This window comes from Duganella rivi (assembly GCF_009857435.1).
In the GTDB taxonomy this organism is placed as follows: domain Bacteria; phylum Pseudomonadota; class Gammaproteobacteria; order Burkholderiales; family Burkholderiaceae_D; genus Rugamonas; species Rugamonas rivi.
Map to the genome: position 1 here is coordinate 543,115 of NZ_WWCK01000005.1, position 25,595 is coordinate 568,709.

18 protein-coding genes are annotated in these 25,595 nt (G+C 65.2%); 14 read left to right on the forward strand and 4 right to left on the reverse strand.

Going from position 1 to position 25,595, the window contains the following annotated elements:
• Nucleotides 1–4: 4 nt before the first annotated feature.
• The 11 genes from GTP45_RS18580 to GTP45_RS18630 are packed head-to-tail and all read left to right on the forward strand — an operon-like array spanning nucleotide 5 to nucleotide 13,360.
• On the forward strand, nucleotides 5–2,923 hold the full coding sequence (locus GTP45_RS18580; protein ID WP_161015358.1) for a glycosyltransferase: 2,919 nt from the start codon (nucleotides 5–7) through the stop codon (nucleotides 2,921–2,923).
• Complete coding sequence (locus GTP45_RS18585; protein ID WP_161015359.1) at nucleotides 2,920–3,900, forward strand: glycosyltransferase family 2 protein; 981 nt, start codon at nucleotides 2,920–2,922, stop codon at nucleotides 3,898–3,900. Before GTP45_RS18580 ends, GTP45_RS18585 begins: the two co-directional genes overlap by 4 nt.
• Entirely contained in the window at nucleotides 3,893–4,270 is a 378-nt protein-coding gene (locus tag GTP45_RS18590) for a GtrA family protein (RefSeq protein ID WP_161015360.1), read from the forward strand. Before GTP45_RS18585 ends, GTP45_RS18590 begins: the two co-directional genes overlap by 8 nt.
• Entirely contained in the window at nucleotides 4,267–5,115 is an 849-nt protein-coding gene (locus GTP45_RS18595; RefSeq protein ID WP_161015361.1) for a GNAT family N-acetyltransferase, read from the forward strand. Before GTP45_RS18590 ends, GTP45_RS18595 begins: the two co-directional genes overlap by 4 nt.
• Nucleotides 5,105–5,881 (forward strand): PIG-L deacetylase family protein, encoded by a 777-nt coding sequence (locus tag GTP45_RS18600; protein ID WP_161015362.1) that lies wholly within the window; start codon nucleotides 5,105–5,107, stop codon nucleotides 5,879–5,881. Before GTP45_RS18595 ends, GTP45_RS18600 begins: the two co-directional genes overlap by 11 nt.
• A 42-nt stretch (nucleotides 5,882–5,923) precedes the next feature.
• Nucleotides 5,924–8,050: an ArnT family glycosyltransferase gene (locus tag GTP45_RS18605; RefSeq protein WP_161015363.1), complete on the forward strand. Its 2,127-nt coding sequence runs from the start codon at nucleotides 5,924–5,926 to the stop codon at nucleotides 8,048–8,050.
• Complete coding sequence (locus tag GTP45_RS18610; protein ID WP_161015364.1) at nucleotides 8,047–8,733, forward strand: NAD-dependent epimerase/dehydratase family protein; 687 nt, start codon at nucleotides 8,047–8,049, stop codon at nucleotides 8,731–8,733. The genes GTP45_RS18605 and GTP45_RS18610 overlap by 4 nt, the downstream gene beginning before the upstream one ends.
• Nucleotides 8,723–9,694, forward strand: coding sequence for a glycosyltransferase family 2 protein (locus GTP45_RS18615; RefSeq protein ID WP_161015365.1), 972 nt, complete (start codon nucleotides 8,723–8,725; stop codon nucleotides 9,692–9,694). Before GTP45_RS18610 ends, GTP45_RS18615 begins: the two co-directional genes overlap by 11 nt.
• A complete protein-coding gene (locus GTP45_RS18620) occupies nucleotides 9,694–10,083 on the forward strand; it encodes a GtrA family protein (protein WP_161015366.1) in 390 nt (129 codons plus the stop codon). The genes GTP45_RS18615 and GTP45_RS18620 overlap by 1 nt, the downstream gene beginning before the upstream one ends.
• Nucleotides 10,084–10,090: 7 nt before the next feature.
• Nucleotides 10,091–11,416, forward strand: coding sequence for an NAD(P)/FAD-dependent oxidoreductase (locus GTP45_RS18625; protein ID WP_161015367.1), 1,326 nt, complete (start codon nucleotides 10,091–10,093; stop codon nucleotides 11,414–11,416).
• 3 nt (nucleotides 11,417–11,419) lie between these two features.
• Nucleotides 11,420–13,360: a hypothetical protein gene (locus GTP45_RS18630; RefSeq protein ID WP_161015368.1), complete on the forward strand. Its 1,941-nt coding sequence runs from the start codon at nucleotides 11,420–11,422 to the stop codon at nucleotides 13,358–13,360.
• A gap of 3 nt (nucleotides 13,361–13,363) precedes the next feature.
• Here the strand turns inward: GTP45_RS18630 and GTP45_RS18635 are convergent, their stop codons facing one another.
• Nucleotides 13,364–15,328, reverse strand: coding sequence for an acyltransferase family protein (locus tag GTP45_RS18635; RefSeq protein WP_161015369.1), 1,965 nt, complete (start codon nucleotides 15,326–15,328; stop codon nucleotides 13,364–13,366).
• Nucleotides 15,329–15,452: 124 nt separating this feature from the next.
• Here GTP45_RS18635 and GTP45_RS18640 point away from each other — a divergent pair, with 124 nt between their 5' ends.
• Nucleotides 15,453–16,568, forward strand: a complete 1,116-nt coding sequence (locus GTP45_RS18640) for an acyltransferase family protein (RefSeq protein WP_161015370.1) — start codon at nucleotides 15,453–15,455, stop codon at nucleotides 16,566–16,568.
• Here GTP45_RS18640 and GTP45_RS18645 read toward each other — a convergent pair.
• Complete coding sequence (locus tag GTP45_RS18645; protein WP_161015371.1) at nucleotides 16,528–18,006, reverse strand: DEAD/DEAH box helicase; 1,479 nt, start codon at nucleotides 18,004–18,006, stop codon at nucleotides 16,528–16,530. The genes GTP45_RS18640 and GTP45_RS18645 overlap by 41 nt on opposite strands.
• Nucleotides 18,007–18,144: 138 nt before the next feature.
• Here GTP45_RS18645 and GTP45_RS18650 point away from each other — a divergent pair, with 138 nt between their 5' ends.
• Nucleotides 18,145–21,207, forward strand: a complete 3,063-nt coding sequence (locus GTP45_RS18650) for a diguanylate cyclase (protein ID WP_161015372.1) — start codon at nucleotides 18,145–18,147, stop codon at nucleotides 21,205–21,207.
• A gap of 7 nt (nucleotides 21,208–21,214) precedes the next feature.
• Nucleotides 21,215–21,370, forward strand: a complete 156-nt coding sequence (locus GTP45_RS18655; RefSeq protein ID WP_161015373.1) for an oxidoreductase-like domain-containing protein — start codon at nucleotides 21,215–21,217, stop codon at nucleotides 21,368–21,370.
• A 93-nt stretch (nucleotides 21,371–21,463) separates the two neighbouring features.
• Here GTP45_RS18655 and GTP45_RS18660 read toward each other — a convergent pair whose 3' ends face one another.
• Both GTP45_RS18660 and GTP45_RS18665 read right to left on the reverse strand, forming a co-directional pair.
• The gene (locus tag GTP45_RS18660) at nucleotides 21,464–23,161 is read right to left on the reverse strand and encodes a methyl-accepting chemotaxis protein (RefSeq protein WP_161015374.1); all 1,698 of its coding nucleotides are present in this window, start codon (nucleotides 23,159–23,161) and stop codon (nucleotides 21,464–21,466) included.
• A 114-nt stretch (nucleotides 23,162–23,275) separates the two neighbouring features.
• Nucleotides 23,276–25,522, reverse strand: coding sequence for a TonB-dependent receptor (locus tag GTP45_RS18665; protein WP_161015375.1), 2,247 nt, complete (start codon nucleotides 25,520–25,522; stop codon nucleotides 23,276–23,278).
• Between the last annotated feature and the right edge of the window lie 73 nt (nucleotides 25,523–25,595).

Here is a 25,595-nt window from a genome sequence, read left to right on the forward strand (position 1 = left end):
GACTATGCGCATCGTTATTGACTTGCAGGCTTGCCAGAACGGCGCCGCCGCCGACACCGCCGCTACCGTGGCGCTGGCGCAGGCCGTGGCGCAGCGCGCCGCAAGCCACCACACCGTTTTGATCCTGCTGCACGCGCGTTACGCGAACAGCATCCCTGCCCTGCGCCTGGCGTTTGCCGGCCAGCAGATTCACGTGTTTGAAGCACCGGCCGGCGACAGCGTCTGGGCCAGGCAAGCGGCTATTGCCATGCACGCCACCATGCTGGCCGACCTGCGCGCCGACGCCGTGTGGACGCCCGGCGCCGCCGTGGCAGCCGCCATCGATGGCATCCACGTCCTGCGCATCAGCAGCGCCGACGGCCTGCAAGCCGCACTGGATGCCCTGCCAGCCACCGCAACAGCAGCGCCGGCCACCAAGCCGCGCATGGCCTACTTGTCGCCGCTGCCGCCGCAGCAATCCGGCATTGCCGACTACAGCGTCGAACTGATCGCGCAACTGCAGCAGTTCTACGACATCGAACTGATCGTCGAACAGCCGGCCGCCTGCGAACAGCGCCTGCAAGCCGCCTACACCCTGCGCGACATTGCATGGTTTGAAGCGCACGCCAGCGAATACCAGCGCGTGCTCTACCACTTCGGCAACAACGGCGTGCACCAGCACATGTTCGAACTGCTGCACCAGTATCCGGGCGTGGTGGTGCTGCACGACTTCTTCCTCAGCGGCGTGCTGGACAACATGGAACGCGACGGCTACCTGCCGCACGCCTTCCTCAGCACCCTGTACGAATCGCACGGCTACACCGGCCTGCTGGCGCACCAGCGCCAGGGCCGCAACCCGTCGATCTGGCAATTCCCGTGCAACAAAGGCGTGCTCGATAACGCCACCGGCATCATCGTCCATTCCGAGTTCTCGCGCCGCCTGGCGCAGCACTGGTACGGCGGCGACACCGGCGCGCTGTGGCAAACCGTGCCGCTGATCCGCGGCCTGCCGGACGGCTATCAGGCCGACAGCACCCGCCAGCAAGCCCGCGCCGCACTGGGCCTGAAAGACGACAGCTTCATGATCTGCAGCTTCGGCATGATGGGCGTGACCAAATTGAATGAGGTGCTGCTGGACGCCTTCCTCGACTCGCCGCTGGCCGCCGATCCGCGCTGCCAGCTGGTATTCGTCGGCGCGCCTGACCCGGGCCAGTACGGCCGCGAAATCAGCCGCAAGATCGCCGCCAGCCCGGCCGCCGGCCGCGTACGCGTCACCGGCTTCGTCAGCGCCGACCAATACGCCAGCTACCTCGCTGCCGCCGATGCCGCCGTCCAGCTGCGCAGCAAGACGCGCGGCGAAACCTCGGCCTCGGTACTGGACTGCCTGCTGTATGGCTTGCCGACCGTCGTCAACGCCCACGGCTCCAGCGCCGACCTGCCGGCCGCGGTGCTGGTCAAACTGGACGACGAATGCAGCAGCGCCGACCTCGGCGCCGCACTGACCAGACTGCACACCGACGTCGGCGAACGCCACGCGCTGGGCCAGCGCGCACGCGCCTACATGGCCGCGCACCACGCGCCGGAACAAGTCGGCCCGCGGTTCCGCGACGCCATCGAACAGCTGACCGCCGCCAGCCCGCAAACGCACTACGCCGAACTGCTGGAGGCGCTGCGCCGCCTGCCGGCGCCGGCCGAACACGAGTTGATGAACACCGCCGAAGCGATCGCCGTCAACCGCCTGCCGACTGCGCCGCGCCAGCTGTTTGTCGATATCTCGGCGCTGGTGCAGACCGACCTGAAGACCGGCATCCAGCGCGTGGTGCGCAGCATCCTGCTGGGCCTGATCGAAGCGCCGCCGGCCGGCTACCGCATCGAACCGGTCTACAGCGACGGCGGCAACCGCCCGTACCGCTACGCGCGCGCCTACACGCTGAAGATGCTGGGCTGCGAACCGATGGCGCTGGAAGACGCGCCGCTGGAAGTGCGCAGCGGCGACATGTTCCTCGGCCTCGACCTGTTCACCAACGGCACCGCGCAAAACCTGCAGCGCCTGCTGGACATGCGCCGCCGCGGCGTGCAAATGTATTTCGTGGTGTACGACCTGCTGCCGGTGCTGCGTCCCGACGTGTTCCCGCTCGGCGCGCAAGGCTACTTTGCCGAATACCTGGACACCATCGACGCCGTTTCCGATGGCCTGGTGTGCATCTCGCGCGCGGTAGCCGACGAGCTGCACGACTGGCTGGCCGCGCGCCCGAACCGTAGCCGCCTCGACCCGCTGCAGCTGGGCTACTTCCACCTCGGCGCCGATATCGACGCCAGCGCGCCGAGCTTCGGCCTGCCGGACAACGCCGAGCACGTGATGGCCAATATCGCCGCCCGTCCTAGCCTGCTGATGGTCGGCACCATCGAGCCGCGCAAGGGCCAGCAGCAGGCGCTGGAAGCGTTCGAGCTGCTGTGGCAGCAAGGCGTGGACGCCAACCTGGTCATCGTCGGCAAGCAAGGCTGGATGATGGAAGCGCTGGCCGACAAAATGCGCGCCCACCCGGAACGCGAGCAGCGCCTGTTCTGGCTGGCCGGCGTGTCGGACGAGATGCTGCTCAAGCTGTACCAGTCCTGCTCGGCCCTGCTGGCCGCGTCCATCGGCGAGGGCTTCGGCCTGCCGCTGATCGAGTCGGCCCAGCACGGCCTGCCGATCATCGCGCGCAGCCTGCCGGTGTTCCGGGAAGTCGGCGGCGAGCACGCTTACTACTTCGACGCCGACAATGCCGCCGAACTGGCCGTCACGCTGCAAGCATGGCTGGATCTGCACGCCGCAGGCAAAGCGCCGCAATCGTCCGCCATGCCTTGGCTGACTTGGAAAGATAGTACCGATCAACTGGTGCACGCCGTGACGCAGCAGCGCTGGTATCGCCAGCTGGCGCCATCGACCACAGGAGCAGCATGAACAATACCGAACAAGCCCGCATTGCGGTCGTGATTCCGAGCTACCGCGTCACCCGCCATATTCTCGGCGTGCTGGCGGCGATCGGCCCGGAAGTGGCGCGCATCTATGTGGTCGACGACAAGTGCCCGGACCACTCCGGCGCGCTGGTGCGCACCCAGTGCAGCGACCCGCGCGTGGTGGTGATCGAGCACCTGGACAACCAGGGCGTCGGCGGCGCCGTCATGAGCGGCTACCAGGCGGCGATTGCCGACGGCATGCAGGTGATGGTCAAGGTCGATGGCGACGGCCAGATGGATCCGAGGCTGATCCCGCAATTCGTCGCGCCGATCCTGAACGGCGAGGCCGACTACACCAAGGGCAACCGCTTCTTCGACCTGGAACAAATCCACCAGATGCCGAAGATGCGCTTGTTCGGCAACGCCGTGCTGTCCTTGATGACCAAGCTGTCGTCCGGCTACTGGGATTTGTTCGACCCAACCAACGGCTACACCGCGATCCACGCCGACGCCGCGCGCCACCTGCCGTTCGCCAAGATCAGCAAGCGCTACTTCTTCGAGACCGACATTCTGTTCCGCCTGAACACCCTGCGCGCGGTGGTGCAGGACGTGCCGATGGACGCCCACTACGGCGACGAAGTGAGTAACCTGAAGATTTCGAAAATCGTCACCGAATTCATGGCCAAGCACCTGCGCAACTTCAGCAAGCGCCTGTTCTACAACTACTACCTGCGCGACATGTCGCTGGCGTCGATCGAACTGCCGACCGGCCTGCTGCTGCTGGCAGGGGGCGCCGCTTACGGCGCGCTGCACTGGCTGGCTTCGGCGCGCGCCGGCGTCGCCACCGCGCCCGGCACCGTCATGCTGTCGGCGCTGCCGATGCTGATGGGCTTGCAGCTGGTGCTGGCCTTCCTCGCCTACGACATCGCCGCCGTGCCGCGCCGTGCCATTCACCGCCTGACGGCGCACCGCCGTGGCTAAGCCGGCGCTGCTGTCGACGCAATTCCTGGTCTTCGTGACCGGCGGCGTGCTGTGCGCGCTGATCGACGTCGGCCTGATGCAAGGCTTGCTGATGGGCGGCGCCGCGCCGCTGACGGCGGCATCGGCCGGCTTCCTGGCCGGCCTGCTGGTCAACTACCTGTTCCACGCCAAGGTCACCTTCAAGCAATTGAGCAGCGGCGCCACCGTGGCGCGCTACTTGTGCGTGGTAGCGATTAATTACCTCATCACGCTGGCGCTGGTGGCGCTGGCGCAGCACTGGTTCGGCATGGCGATGATCGGCAAGCTGGCCTCGCTGCCGGTGGTGGCCGTCAACGGCTACCTGCTGAGCAAACACTGGGTGTTCAAATGATTGCATTCCGTCCCATCCAAGCCGACGCCGCCTCGCTGGCGCGCTACCGCGCCCTGTTTGAAGCTTGCTTCCCCGGCACCGATAAATTCACGCCGGCCTACCTGCAATGGCTGTATGCCGACAACCCGGATGGACAGGCGCTGGGCTTCGACGCCTGGGACGGCGAAACGCTGGCCGCGCACTACGTCTGCATTCCGGCGCGCGCGCGCATCGAGGGCACGGAAGTGAGCGTGCTGCTGTCGCTGAACACGGCCACCCATCCAAACTACCAGGGCCAAGGCCTGTTCACCAGGCTGGCCGCGATGACCTACGAAGCGGGCGCCGCAGCGGGTTTTGATTGCGTGTACGGCGTGGCCAACGCCAACAGCACGCCAGGCTTCGTGCGCAAGCTCGGCTTCCAGCTGGTGCGCCCGCTGGAAGCGCGCGTCGGCATCGGCCGCATCAACCCGATAGCCGATAGCGCGCCGCTGTCGTTCGCGCGCCAGTGGAGCGGCGCCAGCCTCGCTTGGCGCTGCGGCAATCCGGGCCAGCCGGTGCGTGCGCGCCGCCACGGCGCGCGCTGGGGCTTCGACGCCGCCGCACTGGGGCTCGCCCGCGCTTACGATGAATTGACGCTGGCCCTCGATGGCGCCAGCCCCCTGCCAAGCGCAGGCGCGTGGGCGCCGCTGCGGCTCTACCTCGGCCTGCGCCCGGACAGCGCCGGCACGCCGGCCGGCTACGTCAGCATTCCGCAGCGCTTGCGGCCGTCGCCGCTGAACCTGATTTACCGTTCGCTGTCGGGCCGCGTGCCGCAGCTGGACGCCGCGCGCATCCATTTCAGTTTCCTTGACTTCGATGCCTACTGATTTGGCCAAGCGCCCGGTAGCGCTATTCCTGTTCGCTCATCAAGACGATGAGTTTGGCGTGTTCCACGCCATCGAACAATGCCGCCTGCAAGGACTGCGGGTGTGCTGCGCTTACCTGACCCATGGCGCCCACGGCAGCGCGGCGCGCCGCAACGCCGAGTCGCTGGCGGTGCTGGCGCAGCTGGGCGTGGATCAGGCCGACGTCCACTTTGCCGGCGACCAGCTGGGCATTGTCGACGCCAGCCTGCCGCAGCACCTGGACGCGGCCGGCGCCTGGCTGTCCAGCTGGATCGCCAGCTACGGGCAGGTACAGCACATCGCCGTCACAGCGTGGGAAGGCGGCCATCACGATCACGACGCGCTGCACTTCATCACCGTGCACACGGCGCAGCGACTGGGCTTGCTCGCGCAAGTGCGCCAGTACGCGCTGTACAACGCGCACCGCCTGCGCTCGCCGTGGTTCCGCGTGCTGTCGCCGCTGGCCGCGAACGGCGCGGTGGAACGCGCGCGCTTGCCGTGGCGCGCGCGCCTGCGCTACCTGCGCCTGTGCCTCAGCTATCCATCGCAGCGCATGACCTGGATCGGCTTGTTCCCGTTCGTGCTGCTGCATTACCTGCTGCAAGGCAGCCAGACGCTGCAAGCGGCCAGCACGGCGCGCACGGCGCAGCGCCCGCACGAGGGAGCGCTGTACTACGAGCACCGCCGTTTCTACCGCTGGGAGCAATTGCAGCGCGATACCCAGGATTGGCTGGCGCGCCTGGGCTAAGCAGCTGTCCCCTTAGCCTCTTATTTTTTATATAATGTTTTAATGACTAAACCATTTTCATCACCGGATAAGTTGCTGCGCGCTGCATGGCTGCTGGCCTTGCCGCTGTTGTTCGCCTATCTCACGCTGCGCAACACCGGCCTGTATCCGGCCGTGTTTTCCGACGAGTGGAGCTACAGCAGCATCGCGCGCCTGACGCCGCTGGCCGAAGCGCCGCTGCCGTCCTACCTGTACCTTGCGCTGTTCGGCGCCACCAATGCCTGCGGCCCGGCCTTCCTCGATTGCACGCGCGGCCTGAATGCGCTGCTGTTCCTCGGCGCGCTGCCGTTGATTTACGCCGTGGCGCGCCGCGTCACCAGCGCGCCGCTGGCGCTCGGCATCGCCGTGCTGACGGCCGTGAGCCCGCTCAACGTCTACACCACCTACTTCATGCCGGAGGCCAGCTACTTCTTCGTGTTCTGGCTGCTGAGCTGGGCCACGCTGCGCTACCACGCGCAGCCAAGCGCGCAGCGCGCCGCCATCACCGGCGTGGCGATGGGCATGCTGATGCTGATTAAAGTGCACGCGCTGTTCCTGCTGCCGGCCGTGGCTGCCGCCATGCTGTATGCCGGCTGGTCGGCGGCGCCGCCAGGCGCGTTGATCGCGCGCCTGCGCCAGGCCGCGCCGCGCGCGCTGGCGCACGTGGCGCTGATGCTGGCAGTGGCTGCCGTGCTGCGCTTCGGCCTAGGCTACCTGGTGGCCGGGGCCGACGGCTTGAGCCTCAGCGGCAGCCTGTACGCCAATCAATCCGAATACGCCGCCGCCCACCGCAAGCCGCTGCCGGAATTGCTGGCGCTGGCGCTGTTCAACCTGCGCGGCCACGGCATGGGCCTGGCCTTGCTGTACGGCCTGCCGCTGGCCGCCCTGCTCGGCTATGGCCTGAGCCCGGCCGCGCGCCGCGCCGCGCCGCAAGCCGCGCCGCTGGCCCTGTACAGCGCGCTGACCCTGCTGTCGCTGCTGGCCGTGACCGTGCTGTTTACCGCCTCGGTAACCGGCAACGGCCCGTCGGAAAACATCGGCCGCCTGCACTGGCGCTACTACAACTTCGTGCTGCCGCTGCTGGCCATCTTTGCCGCCACCCAGCTCAATAACGATGCCGCCGGCAGCCGCGTGCTGCGCGTGTGCGCCGCCCTGCCGTTCATCGCGCTGGCCGAGTGGGGCCGCTTCGCCCTGCTGGGCGATTTCACGCCGTCCTACGTCGACAGCCCGGAACTGCGCGGCCTCACCGCCCAGCCGCAGCTGTACCGCCTGCTGGCCTACGTGGCCGTGATGGCGCTGATCGGCTGGATCTGGCGCGCGCGCCTCGGTGCGCAGTTGTTCCTGTTTGCCTTCCTGCCGCTGTGGGCGCTGGGCGCCGGGCGCATGATCGACACCGACGTGCGCCAGGCACGCAACGGCGACGTCTACGACCGCGCCGGCCAGTACGCGCGCGCGCAGCTGACGCCGGCCCAGGTGGCCAGCCTGACCCTGGTGGGGGCCGACCACGGCGGCCTGTTCAAGGCCAAGTTCCAGCTCGATCAAACCGCGCCGCGGCTGCTGCCGACGCCGGCCGGCGCCGCCATCGACCTGACCGATCTCAGCGAGACCGGCTGGCTGCTGGTGTTCGGCGACTACGCGCCGCCGCCGTACGCGGTGCAGCGCATGCGCCAGCCCGGCTTTACGCTGTACGAGCAAGTCGCGCCACAGCAGCCGCAACTGCTCGATTTCCAGCGCGCCGATCTGTCGGCGCAACTGCAATCGAGCGAAGGGCTCGGCGTGGCGGAACCGTGGGGCCGCTGGTCCAACGGCAAGCAAGTCACGCTGCGCTTCGTCAAGCCGCTGCCGCCGCACCTGACCTTGCGCCTGCTCGGCCACGCCTTCGGCCCCAACGCCGGGCAGGACGTGCTGGTGCGGGTCGGCCAGCAGGAAGGCAAGCTGCGCCTGACTGGCGATCAGCGCAAAGTGGCGCTGAGCCTGAATAACCCGGGCGGCGAGACCACCCTCACTCTGGTGGTGCCGCAGCCCATCTCGCCGCGCGAACTGGGCTGGGGCGACGATGGCCGCGCCCTCGGCATCGCCTTCACCCGCCTCGACATCGGCAGCGCACCAGCGGCGCCGCCATTGCAAACCTCTACTGCTGGAACTTTATGATTATCGGTAACGGACTACTGGCCAGGGCCTACGCTCCCTATTTCTCGGACAACGCCGGCGTGATCGTCTTCGCCTCGGGCGTGTCGAACTCGCGCGAGACCGACCCAGAGGAGTTCGCGCGCGAACGCCGCATGCTGGAAAAAGCGCTCGCCCAGGACAAGCACCTGGTGTACTTCAGCACCTGCTCGATCGCCGACCCCGATCAAGCCAACGCCCCTTACGTGCTGCACAAGCAGGCGCAGGAAAAGCTGATTGCCGAGCGCTCCAGCCGCTACGCGATTTTCCGCCTGCCGCAAGTGGTGGGCCGCATCGACAATCCGCACACGCTGACCAACTACCTGTACCAGACCATCTCCAGCGGCGACGTGTTCCACGTCTGGACCAAGGCGCGCCGCAATCTGATCGACGTCGACGATGTTGCCGCCATTGGCGCCCGCCTGCTGGCGCGCGGCGACGCCGACAACCGCGTCACCAATATCGCCTGCCCGTACTCGGTGGCCATTCTCGACCTGGTGCGCATCTTTGAATCGGTCATGGACCGCCGCGCCTACTTCGACCTGATCGAATCGGGCGGCAGCTACGACATCGACGTGGAACTGGCCATGGCCGCCGCCGCCGACGTCGGCATCGTCATCGACGATCACTATATCAACGAACTGATACGGAAATACTATGCTGACTGATACCGCGCCCTACCTGTCGTTCGTGATCCCAGTGTATGGCAGCGAGAAAGTCCTGCCGGAGCTGGTGTCGCGCCTTGACGCCGTGATGGAGACCATGGCGGAAACCCGCCAGAACTACGAAGTCATCTTCGTCTGCGACCAGTCGCCCGACCGCAGCTGGCACGTGATCCAGCAGCTGTCGGCCCGGCACCCGTGGGTGCGCGGCATCCTGCTGCGCATGAACGCCGGCCAGCACAATGCGCTGATGGCCGGCTTTGCCGAGGCGCGCGGCCAGGTCGTCATGACCATGGACGACGACTTGCAGCACTCGCCGTCCGACATCCCGACCCTGCTGGCCGAACTGGCCACCGGCCGCGACGTGGTGTATGCGCGCTTCAAGAACCGCCAGCACGCCAGCTGGAAAGTCTGGGGCAGCCGCCTCAACGACAAGGTGGCCGGCTACCTGATGAACAAGCCTGCCGATCTGTATCTGTCGCCGTTCCGCGCCATGCGCGCCGCCATCGTGCGCGACATCCTGCGCTACACCGGCCCTTACGTCTACGTCGACGGCCTGGTGCTGTCGATGACGCGCAATATCGGCACGGTGGAAGTGGAACACCACGACCGCTTTGCCGGCGACAGCGGCTATAGCTTGAAGAAGTCGATCTCGCTGTGGCTGAAGATGGCCACCAACTTCTCCATCGTGCCGCTGCGTTTGACCTCGTTTGCGGGCCTGGTGATGGCCGGCGTCGGCTTTATCCTGGCGGTGCTGCTGGTGATCCAGAAATTCACGCTGGACGCCATGCCGATCGGCTGGTCGTCGCTGATCGTCACGATCCTGATGATAGGCGGCGTGCAGCTGGTGGCGCTGGGCATGCTCGGTGAATATCTGGGCCGTGTGCTGCTGACCTTGAACTCGCGGCCGCAATACGTGATCGGCGAGACCGTCGGCCTGCTGGCCAAAGAAGAGGAGCAAGCCTGATGCGCCAGTTCATCCTGTACTGCCTGTGCGGCGGCCTCGGCGTCAGCACCGACTACCTGGTGTTCTTCCTCAGCGTGACGGCTGGCCTGTGGTATCAGGGCGCCAATCTGCTCGGCTATCTGGCCGGCACGCTGCTGAGCTTTGCGCTGAACCGGGTGCTGACCTTCGGCATGCGCGACCGCGTGGCGCAGCGCCTGGCCATGTTCCTCGGCGTGGCGGCGATCGGCTTCGGCGCCTCGGCCGCGCTGCTGGCGCTGCTGGTGGACGTGCTGCACTTCGATCCGCGCATTGCCAAGCTGCTGACTTTACCGATGGTGGTGGTGCTGCAATTCACCCTCAACCGCAAACTGACTTTCAACGCTGCGCAGCGCGCAGCCGCTTCCAACTGATACTGCAATGACGACCAATTTTGATGCTGTAATCGTCGGCGCCGGCTTTACCGGCCTGACCTCCGCCCTGCAACTGGCGCGCGCCGGCCAAAAAGTCCTGGTGCTGGAAGCCGACACCGTCCCCGGCGGCCTGGCCGGCACCTTTGATTTTAAAGATGGCGTGACCATCGAGAAGTTCTACCACCACTGGTTCGACAACGACAAGTACGTGCCGGAACTGGTGCGCGAACTGGGCATGGAAGGCGACGTGGTGATCATGCCGTCCAAGACCGGCATGTACTTCAACGGCCGCCACTGGCGCCTGTCGACGCCGCTCGACTTGCTGCGCTTTAGCCCGCTGCCTTTCCTCGACCGCATCCGCCTCGGCCTGATGGTGTTCAAGGTGCGCAAGGTCAAGGACTGGAAATCGATCGAGCACCTGACCATCCGCGAATGGCTGGAGCCGCTGTGCGGCAAGAACGCTTACCGCATCGTCTGGCAGCCGCTGATCGAAAACAAATTCTCGGTGGTGGCGGATGCCGTCAACGCCGTGTGGATGTGGAAGAAGCTGGTGCTGCGCGGCAGCACCCGCGACTCCAAGGGCGGCGAGCAGCTGGCCTATTTCAAGGGCGGTTTCGGCCGCCTGGCGCAAGCGATGGCCGATGAAATCACCCGCCTCGGCGGCGAGATCCGCTACAACACGCCGGTCACCGGCGTCGAAGCCGACGCTGGCCGCATCACCGCCATGCATACGCCAGCCGAGACCGTGCAAGCGCGCGAGTACCTGCTGACGCCGGCCTTCCCCATCGTTGCCAACATCCTCGAAGGCAAAGCCGACGAACACTACCTGGCCAAGCTGCGCCGCGTCGGCTACCTGGCCAATCTGTGCCTGGTGCTGGAACTGGACCGCAGCCTGTCCGATACCTACTGGATCAACGTCAACGATCCGGGCTTCCCGTTTGTCGGCGTGATCGAACACACCAACTTCGACAGCCCGGCCAACTACGACGGCAAGCACATCGTGTTCCTGTCGCGCTATCTGCCGAAGGCCGATCCGCTGTGGAACTACAGCGACGAAGAGTATCTGAACTTCGCACTCGGCCACGTACAGCGCATGTTCCCCGAGTTCAAGCGCGAATGGATCAGCGAGTACCGCGTCTGGCGCGCCGACTACGCCCAGCCGATCACCGAGCGCGGCTACTCGGACTATGTGCCGGGCCGCGCCACGCCATTCAGCAACGCCACCATCAGCACCATGGCGCAGATCTACCCGGAAGACCGCGGCACCAACTACGCGATCCGCGAAGGCAAGTCGGTCGCGGCCGAGCTGGTCAAGCGCCTGAGTAAGGCTTAAGCCGTGGGCCGCCCGCTGCTGACCGGCGCCGCCCTGCGCGCCGCCCTGCCCTACCTCGCGATCGGCGCCGGCGTGCTGGCGCTATTCCTGTGGCTGGGCACCCTGCCGGCAGCGCGCGTGGGCGACGGCTCGGAGTACTACGCCATGTTCTACGCGTGGACCGACGGCCTGCGCCCGTGGATGACGCCGGCCGCCAACGCCGCCTACGACGCCCTGCAGCGCAGCGGTGAGATCAGCGGCTTGGTTGAGCGCGACTGGTTCTACCAGGCCTTCAGCGAACTGCGCGTCGGCGACACCACCGACTTCAACCACTTCTGGCTGTACAGCTTGCTGGCCGTGCTGTGCCAACAGGCGGCGGCGCTGTTGCAGATCCACTTGTCGAGCCACGCCAGCTTCCTCACCCTCCACGCGCTGCTGGTGGGCGGCACGCTGGCGGCGGCCTACCGCTACTACGGCTGGCGCGGCGCCGGCGTGATGCTCGCCATGACGCTGTGTTCGCCGATGCTGTGGTATCTCGATAAAGTCCACACCGAACCAATGACGGTGTGCCTGCTGCTGCTGGCGTTGATGCAGATGCACCGCGAGCGCTATGCCGCGGCCGCGCTGCTGCTGGCCCTGACCTCGACGCAGAATCCCAGCTTTGCCCTGATCGCCGGTATTCCGTGGGCTTACCGCGTGCTGCTGCAATGGCGCCAGCGCTACAGCATCGGCGAACTGGCGCTGCTGGCCGGCGCCGCTGTCACTGTGCTGCTGCACCCGGCCTACTACTTCTGGCGCTACCACGTGGTGACGCCGCAGTTGCTGGCCGGCGGCGCCAAGCTGGGCGGCGAGCTGTCGACCTTCTACATCTGGATTCTCGATCCCGACCTCGGCCTGCTGCCGAACTGGCCGCTGGGCGTGGCGATGCTGCTGCTCGGCGCACTGCTGTGGCTGCGCCAGCGCGCCGGCAAAGAAGCTTCGCTGCATTGGCCGGAAGTGCTATTCATCAGCGTCTATCTGCTGGTGAACTTCTATGCCAACTCGTCCACCAATAACCTGAACTCGGCGGCGACGCCGGGGCTGGCGCGCTACGCGCTGTGGTATATGCCGCTGGGCTTTACGCTGCTGCTGTGGATCGTCCAGCGCACTGCATGGCGCACGCTAGCCGGCGGGCTGACTGCATTACTGCTGCTGGCGGCGATGGGGTGTTCGGCATGGCTGTACCATCCGCTGCAACCGGAGCGCTACACCACGCCGTCGGCAAGTTCGCTGTGGCTGCAAACCCATGCGCCGGGCCTGTACAACCCGCCGCCGGAAGTGTTCATGGAGCGTTATTCGGGCGTCGGCGAAGACCGCGCCTTTAACGTGGTGGTTGGCCCGGACTGCAGCAAGCTGCTGCTGGTGCGCGCCGTGCCGGGGGCAGGCGGCGTCGCCACGCCACCGCGCTGCCTGTACGACAGCGCCAAGCTGCAAGCCTACCAGCAATCGATGCTGCCAACCTTCGACAAGTATCGCTACGCGCAACTCACGTCCACGCAAGCGCGCAGCCTGCAGCAGGCGCTCAGCGACGCAGTGCACTCCACCGCGCTCGGCGCCAACGGCAGCTTCGCGCTGGGCGAGGGCTGGAGCACGCAGGAAGCCTGGGGCGTGTGGTCGCAGGCCCAGCGGGTGACCATGTACCTGCCGTGCGCCGGCCAGCCGTTCCGCCTCAGCATGTACTTGCACAGCTACGGCAAGCAAGCGCTGGCCGTGCGCAGCGGCGACCAGCTGTTGTTTGAGGGCCCGGTGGCGCAGGACGGCGGCACGCTGCAATTCACGGTGCCGCCGCAAGCCTGCCGCGGCGCGGTGGCAAAACTCGACCTGCGCATCTCTGATCCGCACGCGCCGTCGGAACAAGGCAACCCGGCCGATCAGCGGCTGCTGGGCATTGCCTTGCACAATTTCCAGCTCAGCCGCCTGCCTTGATCCTCATCGGCTGCGCGCAGCATCAAGCGCGCGGCCGAAGCGCTCGCCCACGTACAAATCGCCCTCGTAGCTGAGGTGGTGGGTGTCGCGGTACATCATTTTCCCATCGATGATGACGTTGCAGCGCTGCGCGTCGCACAGCTGCGCTGCGGTGTCCAGCACCTGCACCTGCGGGAAGTCTTTCAGCACCTGCGCCACGGCGGCGTGATGTAGCCTGGTGGCGTCATCAAAGGCCTGGCGCGTGACCCAGCAATCGTTGCGGGTTTGGCTGGTCGGCACGCCGGCGCGGCGGATGCAGGTGCGCGGATCGAAGTCCAGCATCGGCAAGTCGTTCACCCAGATCACCTTGCGGCCACTGTCGATGAAGCGCGACAGCGTGGTGCGGAAGGCCCGCACGCCGGCTTGGCCGTCCGGCGTTTCGTTGTTCAGCTTGGCGGCGGTGGACAGGATCACGGTGCGCACGCTCGGCGTGTTGAGTGCCGATTCCAGCATGCGCGGCGTGGCCTGCTGGTACTCGTCGTTATCGCCGCCGAGGCCGAAGAACGGCACGCGCGTGCCCAGGTACCACAGGTTGTCGCCGTGCCCGCGGTAGTAGCGGCTCAGGCCGGCAACGATGTGATAGCCGTGGCTGTCGCCGATCAGCGCCACGGTCGGCTCCTTGCCCGGCTGGTCCAGCAGGCAGTATTCGAACTTGGTCTGGAAGCCGTAGCGCTGCTTGCACAGCTCGGCGTTGTGCTTGTCTTCGACCACGATCAGGGCTTGTTGCTGGGCGGCGTTTTCCACCACCGAGCGGCGCAGCGGCAAGCCTTCCTGCAAGTAAATCCAGCCGCCAAAAGCGCCCAGCGCGGCGATGGCCAGCGCCAGCACGGTCACCTTGCGCGCGCCGTGCGTTGGACGGCGCAGCGGACGCTCGACGAAGTAGTAAGTCAGCCATGCCAGCGCCACCGCTGCCGCCAGCGCCGTTGCGCGCATCATGCGGCTCAGCAGCGGGCCTTCGAGGATATGCAGGAAGGACAGGATGGGCCAATGCCACAGGTACAGCGGGTAGCTGATCAGACCGAACCACGCTACCAGCTTATTGCCCAGCAGGTAGCGATTGATCAGCGCCGCCGGGCCGGCGGCAATCAGCAGCAGCGCGCCCAGCGTCGGCAGCAACGCCCACCAGCCGGGGAAGTGCTTGCCCGGCGCCGCCAGCGCGAGGCCGGCGGCGAGCAGCAGCAGCCCGGCCACGGCCGCGCAATTGCGCGCGCGCGGGCCGGAGAAATCGGCCAGGCGGTCGCCGTCCGCGCCGCGCACGCCGGCCAGCAGGCCGATGCGGTTGACGCTCATATAGGCCAGCAGCGCGCCCATCAGCAATTCCCACATGCGGCTCAGCGGCGAGTAGAAAGTCGCGGTTGCATAGCGGTGCACGCCACCGACGTTGACCGCGAACGAGAGCGCAGCCACCAGCAGCGCCAGCTTCCACGGCGCCCAGCGGCGGCGGAACGCCAGCCACAGGGCCAGCGGCCAGATGATGTAGAACTGCTCTTCCACCGCCAGCGACCACAGGTGCAGCAGCGGCTTGGTGTCGGCCGTGGTGTCGAAGTAGCCGACCTCTTCCCACAAGAAGAAGTTGGAAACGAAGGTCGCGCCGCCGAAGAGGTGCTTGCCCAGCATCTTGTACTCGTCCGGGAACAAGGCGAACCAGCCTAGCGCAACGCAACAGGCCATGACGATGGCCAGCGCCGGGAAAATGCGGCGCACGCGGCGCGCGTAGAAATCGGCAAAGCTGAACTGCCCGGCCTGCAAGCCCTTGAGCAAGATGCTGCCGATCAGGAAACCGGAAATGATGAAGAAGATGTCGACGCCGGTAAAACCACCGGGCAGCAGCGACGGAAAAGCGTGGAACACCACGACCGATAGCACGGCGATGGCGCGCAGGCCGTCGATATCCGCGCGGTATGCGGGATGCAGGGAAGCTTGTTGCATGTAGCGGTACTGGAAACTGACGAATCCGCCAGTGTATAAAAAAAACCGTGGCGGCGCTGGCTTTTTTTGCAATTAATTCCACCAAGTTAACATTGCTTTTTTAAAAACCAGCCTACAATGGGGCATGACTGAACACAACAAGAACCTCAACTGGATCCAGCTGCTGCGCGGCGTGGCCGCCCTGCTGGTGGTGCTGACCCACGCCCGCTACGCCCTGCTCAACACTGACAGCTTCGCACTGGCCGACCAGTTATTGCGCCCCGGCGCGTTCGGCGTCGATCTATTCTTCCTGATTAGCGGCTTCATCATGTGCTACTCGACCGCGGGCGCCGACGGCAGTCCGGCTTACGCGGCGCGCTTCCTCGTCAAGCGCTGGGCGCGGGTGTGGCCGGTGTACGCGGTGATCACGATATTGGCGATCTTTGTGCTGCAAGGCGGCATTGACTACTTCCATTACGGCGATCAGCGCAAGGCCCTCTGGCATTCGCTCGCCATGCTGCCGGTCAACCCGCACCGGGCGCCCTACTTCGACCTGACGCTGGGCGTGGGCTGGACGCTGGAATTTGAAATGTATTTTTACCTGGTGTTTGCGGCCTGCCTGCTGTTCGGCCGATGGCGCTGGCTGGCCTTGGCGGCGTGGATAGCACTGACCGTGCTGGTGCTGCCGCAGGGGATGGCGCTGAGCGTGGAGCGCGATTACGGCGGCTCCGGCTACATGAACGTCGTCACCAATCCGTTTGTGCTGGAGTTTGGCGCCGGTGTGCTGATCGGCTGGCTGTATTTGCAACCGTGGTTCCGCCTGCCGGGCCGCAGCCAACAATTGGCGTGGCACGTGGCAGGCCTGGGCTGCGCATTTGCGGCGTGGGCGATTTACAGCGGCGCGGTGGGCGGCCACGGGCCGCTGAACTATGGCTGGCCGCTGGCCTTGATGCTGGCGGCGCTGGCCTTGGCCAGCAAGACGGTACACCTGCCGGCGCCACCGCTGGCGCTATGGCTGGGCGGGATTTCGTATTCGCTGTACTTGACCCACTTGCTGACGCAACGCTTGGTCGAGCAGGCCATGGCGTGGGCCGGCGTGGCGCCGCTGGTGCACACGTGGGGTTATATCTTCATTTCCACCGCGTGTGCGGTGTCGCTGGCGGCGCTGTCGCACCGCTATCTGGAGCAAGGCTTGTCCAATCGCGTGCGCGACTGGCTGCTTAAGCCTTTGGCGCGCCGCCCAGCAGGAAGGCCAGCTTAGGCTTGGCCTTGCTGATGCTGCAGCCCGTCGTTGGCGCGGCTGGCGCCGCCACCACGGCCTTGCTTGGCTCGTAAGGCTTGAGGAACCATGGATCGACTTTTTCGCGGCGTGGCGGGCCGCCGCCGCCCAGTGCGCGTGGCGGACGCTCGGCCGAACGGCCGGCCGGGGTACGGCCGATGTCTTCGCTGCGGCGCGGACGGCGCTCACCGCGCTCATCGGCAAAGGTCGGCGCCGGATTGAAACCTTCCGGCTCGGCGCGCTTGATAGTTTGCTTGATCAATTTTTCGATGTCGGCCAGCAGACGCTCGTCTTTGTCCGAGAAGATCGAAATCGCATCGCCGGAGGCGCCGGCGCGGCCGGTACGGCCGATGCGGTGCACGTAATCTTCCGCGTTGTACGGCAGATCGTAGTTGATCACGCACGGCAGATCGGAGATGTCCAGACCACGGGCGGCAACGTCGGTCGCCACCAGGATGTCGATCTCGTTTTTCTTGAACGCGTCCAGCGCGGCCATGCGCTCTTGCTGGCTGCGGTCGCCGTGAATGGCGACCGCCTTCATGCCTTCACGCTCCAGTTCACGCGCCAGACGCGAGGCGCCGAGCTTGGTGTTGGAGAAGATGATGACTTGCTTCAGCTCGCGCTGGCGCAAAATGTGCGCGACCAGTGCGTGCTTCTGGTTTTCGGCCACCTTGTAGACCACCTGGGTGACGGTATCGGCGGTCTTGTTGGCGCGCGCCACTTCGATGGTCACCGGGTCGGTCAGGAAGGTGTTGGCCAGCTTTTTGATCTCCGGCGAGAAGGTGGCCGAGAACATCAGGTTCTGGCGCTTCTTCGGCAGCAGGTTGATGATGCGCTGCAGGTCCGGCAGGAAGCCCATATCCAGCATGCGGTCGGCTTCGTCCATGACCAGCATTTGCACCTGGTTCAGGCTGATGTTCTTTTGCTCCACGTGATCGAGCAGACGGCCCGGGGTTGCAATCACGATTTCCACGCCGGCCTTCAGGATCACGGTCTGCGGCTTCATGTCCATGCCGCCGAAGACTTCGGTGGCGCGCAGCGGCGTGTGCTTGCAGTAGGCCTTGACGTTCTCGGCCACCTGCACCGCCAGTTCGCGGGTCGGCGCCAGGATCAGCGCGCGCACCGGGTGGCGCGCCGGCGAGGTGCTGGTGCTGGCGTGCTGCAGCAGCATCTGGATGATCGGCAGCGAGAAGCTGGCGGTCTTGCCGGTACCGGTCTGGGCCGCACCCATCACGTCGCGGCCTTGCAGCAGCACCGGGATGGCCTGAGCCTGGATCGGCGTCGGGTGCTCGTAGCCTTGCTCGTTCAACGCGCGCAGGATATTCGGCGACAGGCCGAAATCGGCGAAACGAACTTGGACGGGAGCTTCGGCGGCAGCCTGCTCGGGAATGGTCGGGGTGGTGATCTCGGTATCGGACATAATGTGGGCGGATGGTGAAGCGCCGTAAACTATACCCTAATTTCTGGCAACTGCGCTAAAAAACGGCAGCTTTTATCGCGGAAGCCTTGCATCAATGGCATGTATAATAGTTTTTTTGATTAGAAACTAGATTAATCCGTGCGCCGTTTTTTATTGCTATGCCTGCTGCTGGCGGTGAGTCTTGCCAGCGCCGCCCCCGCCCCTTCGCTACGCTTTAAGAAACTCGGCCCGCTCGGCGGCGACGAGCCGTCCATGCTGTCGCTGATCCAGGACCGCAAGGGTTTTGTCTGGGTCGGCACCCATACCAACGGCCTGTACCGCTACAACGGCTACCAGTCGGTCAAGTACATCAACAACCCGGCCGATCCGGCCAGCCTGCCGCACGACCGGGTGTCGGCCATCTTCGAGGACAACAAGGGCCGCATCTGGGCCGCCACCCAGAACGGGCTGGCGCGCTTCAATCCCGAGACCAACAACTTCACCACCTTCACCACCGACAAGGCGCCAAAGAACCACCGCATCGTCAAGAACATCATCTCGGACGGCAAGGACGGCTTGTGGATCGGCACCTGGGGCGGCTTGCAGCACTTCGATCCGAACACCGGCAAGTTCGACGCCATTTACGCCCACGACGAAAACAACCCTGACAGCCTCGGCAGCAACGACCTGAACGCGCTGGCGCTCGACGCCAAGGGCGGCCTGTGGGTCGGCACCTGGCCGGGCGGCATGGATTACCTGGCGCCCGGCGCCAAGATCTTCAAGCACCACCAGGTCGACCCGGCGCCCAAGCCCGACGCCCGCGTCAACATCGTGCGCGCGCTGCAATTCGATAACAGCGGCGCGCTGTGGATAGGCACCGAGTCCGGCATCATCCGCTGGGACGGCAAGAGCGACTGGGACACGCGCAAGGCCATCGCCTCGCCGTATAGCCGCATCACCAACTTCGGCATCGACAACAAGGGCGTGCTGTGGGCCACCACGCTGTCGGCCGGCCTGCTGCGCTGGAATGAATCGAACGGCGAATTCGACCAATTTGTACACGCGGCCGACGACCCGTACAGCCTGCCCGGCGACAACCTGCGCGCGGTGATGCAAGACCGCGGCGGCATGCTGTGGATCGCCTCCTTCACCGACGGCATCGCGCTGGCCAACCTGAGCAGCGAAGGCTTCACGCGCCACGTGCCGTTCCGCATCGACAGCCGCTCGGCGCCGGCCAGCAATGCGCTGCTGAGCCTGGCGCGCGCGCCGGGCGGCAAGGTCTGGCTGGGCGGCAACGTCGGCATGAGCTTGTACGATCCGGCCACCAGCACGGTGCTGCGCAGCTACCGCGCCGACGACAAGACGCCGGGCAAGCTGTCGCACTCCATCGTCTACAGCATGTACCAGGACGACGAGGGCAAAGGCCCGCTGTGGCTGGGCACCTCGAACGGCTTGAACCGGCTCGACTCGCCCGATAGCCCGTTCCAGGCCATCCACTTCGGCAACACCGCCAGCGACTACATCAACGCGATTGCACCGGGCGCGGGCGGGGTGCTGTGGCTGGCCACCGGCAACAGCCTGATCCGCTACGAGATCAAGACCGATGCGCGCAAGTTTTATTACAACGATCCGCAAGACCCGAACACGCGCGCGGTCAACGGCACCTCGGCGGTGCTGGAAGACCGGCAGGGCCGGGTGTGGGCCGGCTCGGAGTGGAACGGCGGCGGGCTCGACTTGCTCGACCCGGCCACCGGCAAGTTCCGCCATTTCCGCCACTCGACCAAGCACACCGGCAGCCTCAGCGATGACAACGTCGCCAGCCTGCACGAAGATGCGCAAGGCCGCATCTGGGTCGGCACCAGCAAGGGCCTGGACCTGGTGCTGGTCAAGCCGGACGGTTCGATCGCGTTCAAATCCTATGCGGCCGGCATGCGCGCCGCCAAGGTGCTGTCGATCCAGCACGATAGCGATGGCAAGATCTGGAGCAGCACCATTGCCGGCCTGTACCGCCTCGATCCCGAGACCGGCAAGATGACGCTGTTCACCGCGTCCGATGGCTTGACCGAGGGCTTCACCGTCAACTCGTCGGCGTTTGGCGCGGACGGCACCTTGTACTTCGGCGGCGTGCATGGCATGACGGCCGTGGTGCCGGCCAAGGTGAAGACCAGCTCGGTGCCGCCGCAAGTGGCCATCACCGACATCACCGTGTTCAACCACTCGCTGCAAAACGGCCAGCCGGCCGAGAACGTCAAGGCCGAAGGCCCGGTAACGGCGCCGACGGCGCTGACCTTGTCCTCGCAGGCGTCGGTGTTTGCGCTGGAGTTCGCGGCGCTGCATTACACCGAGCCGTCCGGCAACCGCTACTCCTACCAGTTGCAGGGCTTCGACCGCGACTGGGTCGAGACCGACGCCACCCACCGCACGGCCAGCTACACCAATCTGAATCCGGGCAAGTATGTGTTCCGCGTCAAGGCCGCCAATCACCTCGGCGTATGGAATGAGCAGCCGGCCACCTTGAACATCACGATCACGCCGCCGTTCTGGCAGCGCTGGTGGTTCCGTTCCGGCGTGGCGGCGCTGGTGGTCGGTTCGCTGGTGCTGGCCTACAAGACCCGCATCAATCGCTTGACGCGCCACCAGTCCGAGCTGGAGCAAACGGTGGCGGCGCGCACGGCGGAGCTGGAGGAATCCAACCGCAAGCTGGCCGCGCTCAGCACTACCGACGGCTTGACGGGCGTGAGCAATCGCCGCGGTTTCGACCTGGCGCTGGAAGCCGAGTGGCGGCGCGCCGCGCGCACCGGCCAGACCTTGGCCTTGTCGATGCTGGACGTGGATTACTTCAAGAAGTACAACGATCACTACGGCCACCTGGCCGGCGACGCGGCCTTGCGCACGGTGGCGGAGTTGATCACCACGCACGGCCGCCGCACCAGCGATTTGGTGGCGCGTTACGGCGGCGAGGAGTTCGCGCTGCTGGCGGCGGCCACCGATGCGACCGATGCGTTTGGCGTGGCGGAAGAGATTTGCGCCGAGCTGGTGCGCAGGGCCTTGCCGCATGAACAGTCGCCGTTTGGTATCATGACGATCAGTATCGGCGTGGCGGTGATGGTGCCGACCGAGGACACCTCGCCGCAGGACCTGGTACAGCTGGCCGACCGCGCCTTGTACCGCGCCAAGGAGAAAGGGCGAAACATGGCGTTGTTGGCCATGCCGCCGATGTGAGAAGAAAATGACTGACGATCCAAAACCAGAGCCGCCGGTGCCACCGGAACCCGGCGATTGCTGCCATAGCGGCTGTGCTTATTGCGTAGATGACTTGTACCAGGAAGCCTTAGACAAATACCGCGCCGACCTCGCTGCGTGGCAGGCCCGAAACCCGGAATAGCCAACACTCCGGCAACGGCCTGAAGGGGTCTGACCCCGAACGGGGTCAGACCCCGACGCTGATATACCGCCGTGGGGTGCAGGCAACCGCAGTCTAGAACGCCTCCCACTCATCGCCGCCCGCCGTTTCCTTCACCGGCCGCTTCACCCCGACGCGAGGGGTTGGGGTCTTCGCGCTCGCGACTACAGCCTTCGGCACGGATGGCTTGCGTGGCGCCGGACGCGGTGCTTGCGTTTGCGCCGTCGCCAGCAGCTTGAACACGCTCACCACCTCGCTTAGCTTGGCCGCCTGATCCTGCATCGATTCCGCCGCCGCTGCCGCCTCTTCCACCAGCGCCGCATTCTGCTGCGTCACCTGATCCATCTGCACAATCGCCGTGTTGACTTGCTCGATGCCTGCGCTCTGCTCCACGCTGGCCGAGGTAATCTCACTCATGATGTCGGTCACGCGCGTAATGCTGGTCACGATCTCGCTCATGGTTTCGCCGGCCTGGTTCACCAGCGCCGACCCAGCCTCCACCTTCTCCACCGAATCGCCTATCAGCAACTTGATGTCCTTGGCCGCCGCCGCCGAGCGATGCGCCAGATTGCGCACCTCGCTGGCCACCACCGCAAAGCCCCTGCCCTGCTCGCCCGCGCGCGCCGCTTCCACCGCTGCATTCAAGGCCAGGATATTGGTCTGGAACGCGATCCCATCAATCACGGAAATAATGTCCACAATCTTGCGCGACGATTCGTTAATCGACGCCATAGTCCCCACCACCTGCCCCACCACGTCGCCACCCTTGAGCGCGATGCCGGACGCCGATTGCGCCAATTGATTCGCCTGGCGCGCATTGTCGGCATTCTGCTTGACGGTGCTGGTCAACTCCTCCATTGAGGACGCGGTCTCTTCCAGCGAACTAGCCTGCTGCTCGGTGCGCGACGACAAGTCCTGGTTGCCGCTGGCGATTTCCGAGGACGCCGTCGCTATTGTGTCCGTGCCTTGCCGCACCTGGCTCACCAAGCCCTGCAAGTTGCTGGTCATATCTTTGAGCGCCTGCATCAGCTGCCCGGTTTCGCAGGCGCTTTTCACGTCAATGGAACGGGTCAGGTCGCCGTCGGCCACGTTGCGTGCCAGCGATACCGCCTCCTGCAAGGGCGCCGCCACGATGCGCGCCACCCAGATCGCCAGCACCATGCCAATGCCGATGTTAATCACCAGCAGCACGACCGAGGTCATGCGCGCATTCTGGAAGGTGGCCGTGGCGTCGTCGCTGGCCGCATCGCCGCCATCGACATTAATCTTGACCAGCTTGTTGACGTTGTCGGTAATCAGGCCCAAGGTCTTGGCCGAGGTGGTGCTGGCGACATCGCGCGCTTCGACTTTTTTGCCGGCGCGCGACAAATCGATCATCTTGGCGTGATCGCCCATGAACATCACGAGGTTCTTGTCGAACTCGCCGGCTGTGGCTTTTTCTTCCGGGCTGGAGATCAGTTTTTCGTAGGCGTCGCGGTGCTTTTTCAGCAGGGCCAGCGTATCGTCCATGCGTTTTTCGTAATCGGCCATGGCGGCCGGCTGCTCGTTGAGCAAGTGCGCCAGTTCCCAGCGCCGCAGCTCGCCCACGTCGGAGCGCAAGTCCATCACGGCGCGCACGCTGGGCATCCAGTTTTCAGCAAGATCGGTGGAGGCCTGGTTGACCCGGTTCATCGAGACAATGTTGCTGATGCCGAGAATCAGTGTTAGCAATAACACGGCACCGAAAGAAACGATCAGTTTTGTGGCTATTTTCAGATCGTAAAACCATTTCATGGCTCATCTCCTGATAGCTGCTGGCTGGTCGTCCAGTATGCAACTATCAGGAGCACCATGCCAGCGCCACGCTGTTCCTGTGTTGTCCCAGCAACAGCGTGGCGCTGGGAGTGCTTACAGCTTGCCGTTCAAGGTGATAAACACCTGGCGTGGCGCGCCGGTCAGCAGGGTCTGGGCGGTGCCGTTCGGATCGCTGGCCTGGAAGCCGTTGGTGCCGATCGAGCTGATGTACTGCTTGTCGAACAGGTTGGTGACGTTGACTTGCAGCGACAGGTCTTTCACGAAGCCCAGGTTTTTCATCTTGTAGCCAGCCGACAGGTTGGCCAGCCAGAACGATGGCACGCCGCCGTCATTCAGGTAGGTGTAGTAGCGCTTGCCGGTGTACTTGCCGCCGGCACGGGCGAACCACGCGCCTCCTTCATACGACAGCTCGGTGTTGAACAGCTGGCGCGGTGCATCGACCACGGTCTTGCCGCTGACTGCCACCAGGGTGGTGCCGTCCATGTAGTTCGACTTGTACTTGGAATCGTTGAAGGTCGCCGAGTTGAACCAGCTGATTTCGCGGTTGAACTTCCACACGGCGATGGCTTCCACGCCCTTGGTGTCGACCTTGCCGACGTTGACCAGGGTCGATGGGCAGCCCAGGATGCCGGCGCAGGTAGCCACGCTCAGTTGGCGGTCGTCGAAGCGCGCGTTATACACGGCCAGCGAGCCTTGCAGGTTTTCGCGCTTGAAGCGGTAGCCGAGGTCGACGTTGACCGAGGTTTCCGGCTTCAGGTTGGCCACGCCGGCGTTGTAGGCGGCTTGCGTCTGCGAGAACGGGCCGGTGACGCCTGGCTGGTGGGCACGCATGTTTTTCGAGGCCGAGCCGAACACTTCATCGTCGCTGGTGACGGCGTAATTAAAGCCGGCCTGCGGCAGGAAGTTCTTCTTGGCGGTCAGGCTGCCGGCGGCGCGGGTGCCGACCAGGTTGGTGGCCTTGATGTCCACTTCCAGCGCCTTGAAGCCGGCGTTCAGTTTCAGCTTGCCGTCCATCAGCGCCAGCGTGTCTTGCAGGTAGTACTGCGAGGTGGTGGTGATGAAGTTCTGCTTCCAGTCGGTGGCGAACGGCTTGGACAGGTAGTACATGGTGTCGGCCGGGCCGGTCACGCCGTAGTAGTTGCGGCTGGCGGTGTGGTTGTTACGCTCGCCCCAGACACCGGCGTTGATGGTGTGGTCGCCCAGTTCCACCGTGACATCGCTGATGACGCCGTCGCGGCCGATGGTGTACTCGGTGGTGCGCAGCGAGATCGGGTTGCTGGCGTCGGTCTTCACGTACGGGGTGTACCAGTGGCCCTGGCCCTCGTTGTCGTGGTGGTAGATGGTGGTTTTCAGGTCGACGTTGGAGGTCAAGTGCAGATCCAGCGTCAGGCCGCTGAGGGTGTCCTTGCGCAGGCCGCCGGCCGAGTAGTACGCATCGTCGAGGCTGTTGACGCCGCCGCTGAACACGCCCTTGGCGGCGTTCACTGCGCGGGCCCAGTCGGACTCGTAGTTGTCCCAGTTGTAGCCAAGGCGCCTGACCATTTCCAGCGACATGTCCTGGTAGTCAACTTCCTTGCGGTCGGAGTAGTTGATGAAGCCGGTCAGGCTGTTGTCGCCGAAGTTGAACACGAAGCGCGAATTCAGCTGATCCTGGTCTTGCTTGCCTTCGCCCTTGGTCTTGTCGGTGCGCTGGCGGGTGCCGCTGATGTAGGCCTTGAAGACGCCGTTGATCAGGCCGGTGTCCACGCGGGCAAAGGTGCGCGAGGTGGAATCGCTGCCCAGCGTTTGCGCGAAGGTCAGGCCGCGCTCGTTGGTTGGCGCCAGGGTGAAGAATTGCACGGTGCCGCCGAGGTTGCTCGACGAGGCGGTGCCCAGCGAACCCGCGCCCTGCGAGACCGACACGCTGCCGATGTTTTCCGACGAGATCGCGCGGCTGATGTGCAGGCCGTTGTTGTTACCGTAGGTCATGTCGCCGAGCGGGATGCCGTCCAGCGTGAAGCCCAGCTGGTTCTGGTTGAAGCCGCGGATGCTGAAGCGGGTCGACCACTCATAGGCGCCGAACGGGTCGGCCGATTGGAAGTTCACGCCCGGCAGTTTTTCCAGCACTTTCAATGGGCTGGTGCCTGGCAGCGCTTCGGCCAGGTCGGCCTTGTTGATGTTCTGTACTTGGCGCGACTGGCCGCGACCGGTGATTTCCACCGATTGCACCGGGCCGGCCATGGCGGCTGCGGTGGCGCTGTCATCGGCAGCGGCGTCGGCCGGCTCGGCGGCATAAGCGTGGCAGGCCAGTGCTTGCAGGACCAGCAGGCACAATGGTTTCAGGGGGAATCGCTGGGTCATGGCTGTTGTTCTTTCTTGCTAGGTTGGTGGAAAATCAACTGGCAAGATTGTAGAAACAGCATGTGACGATGCG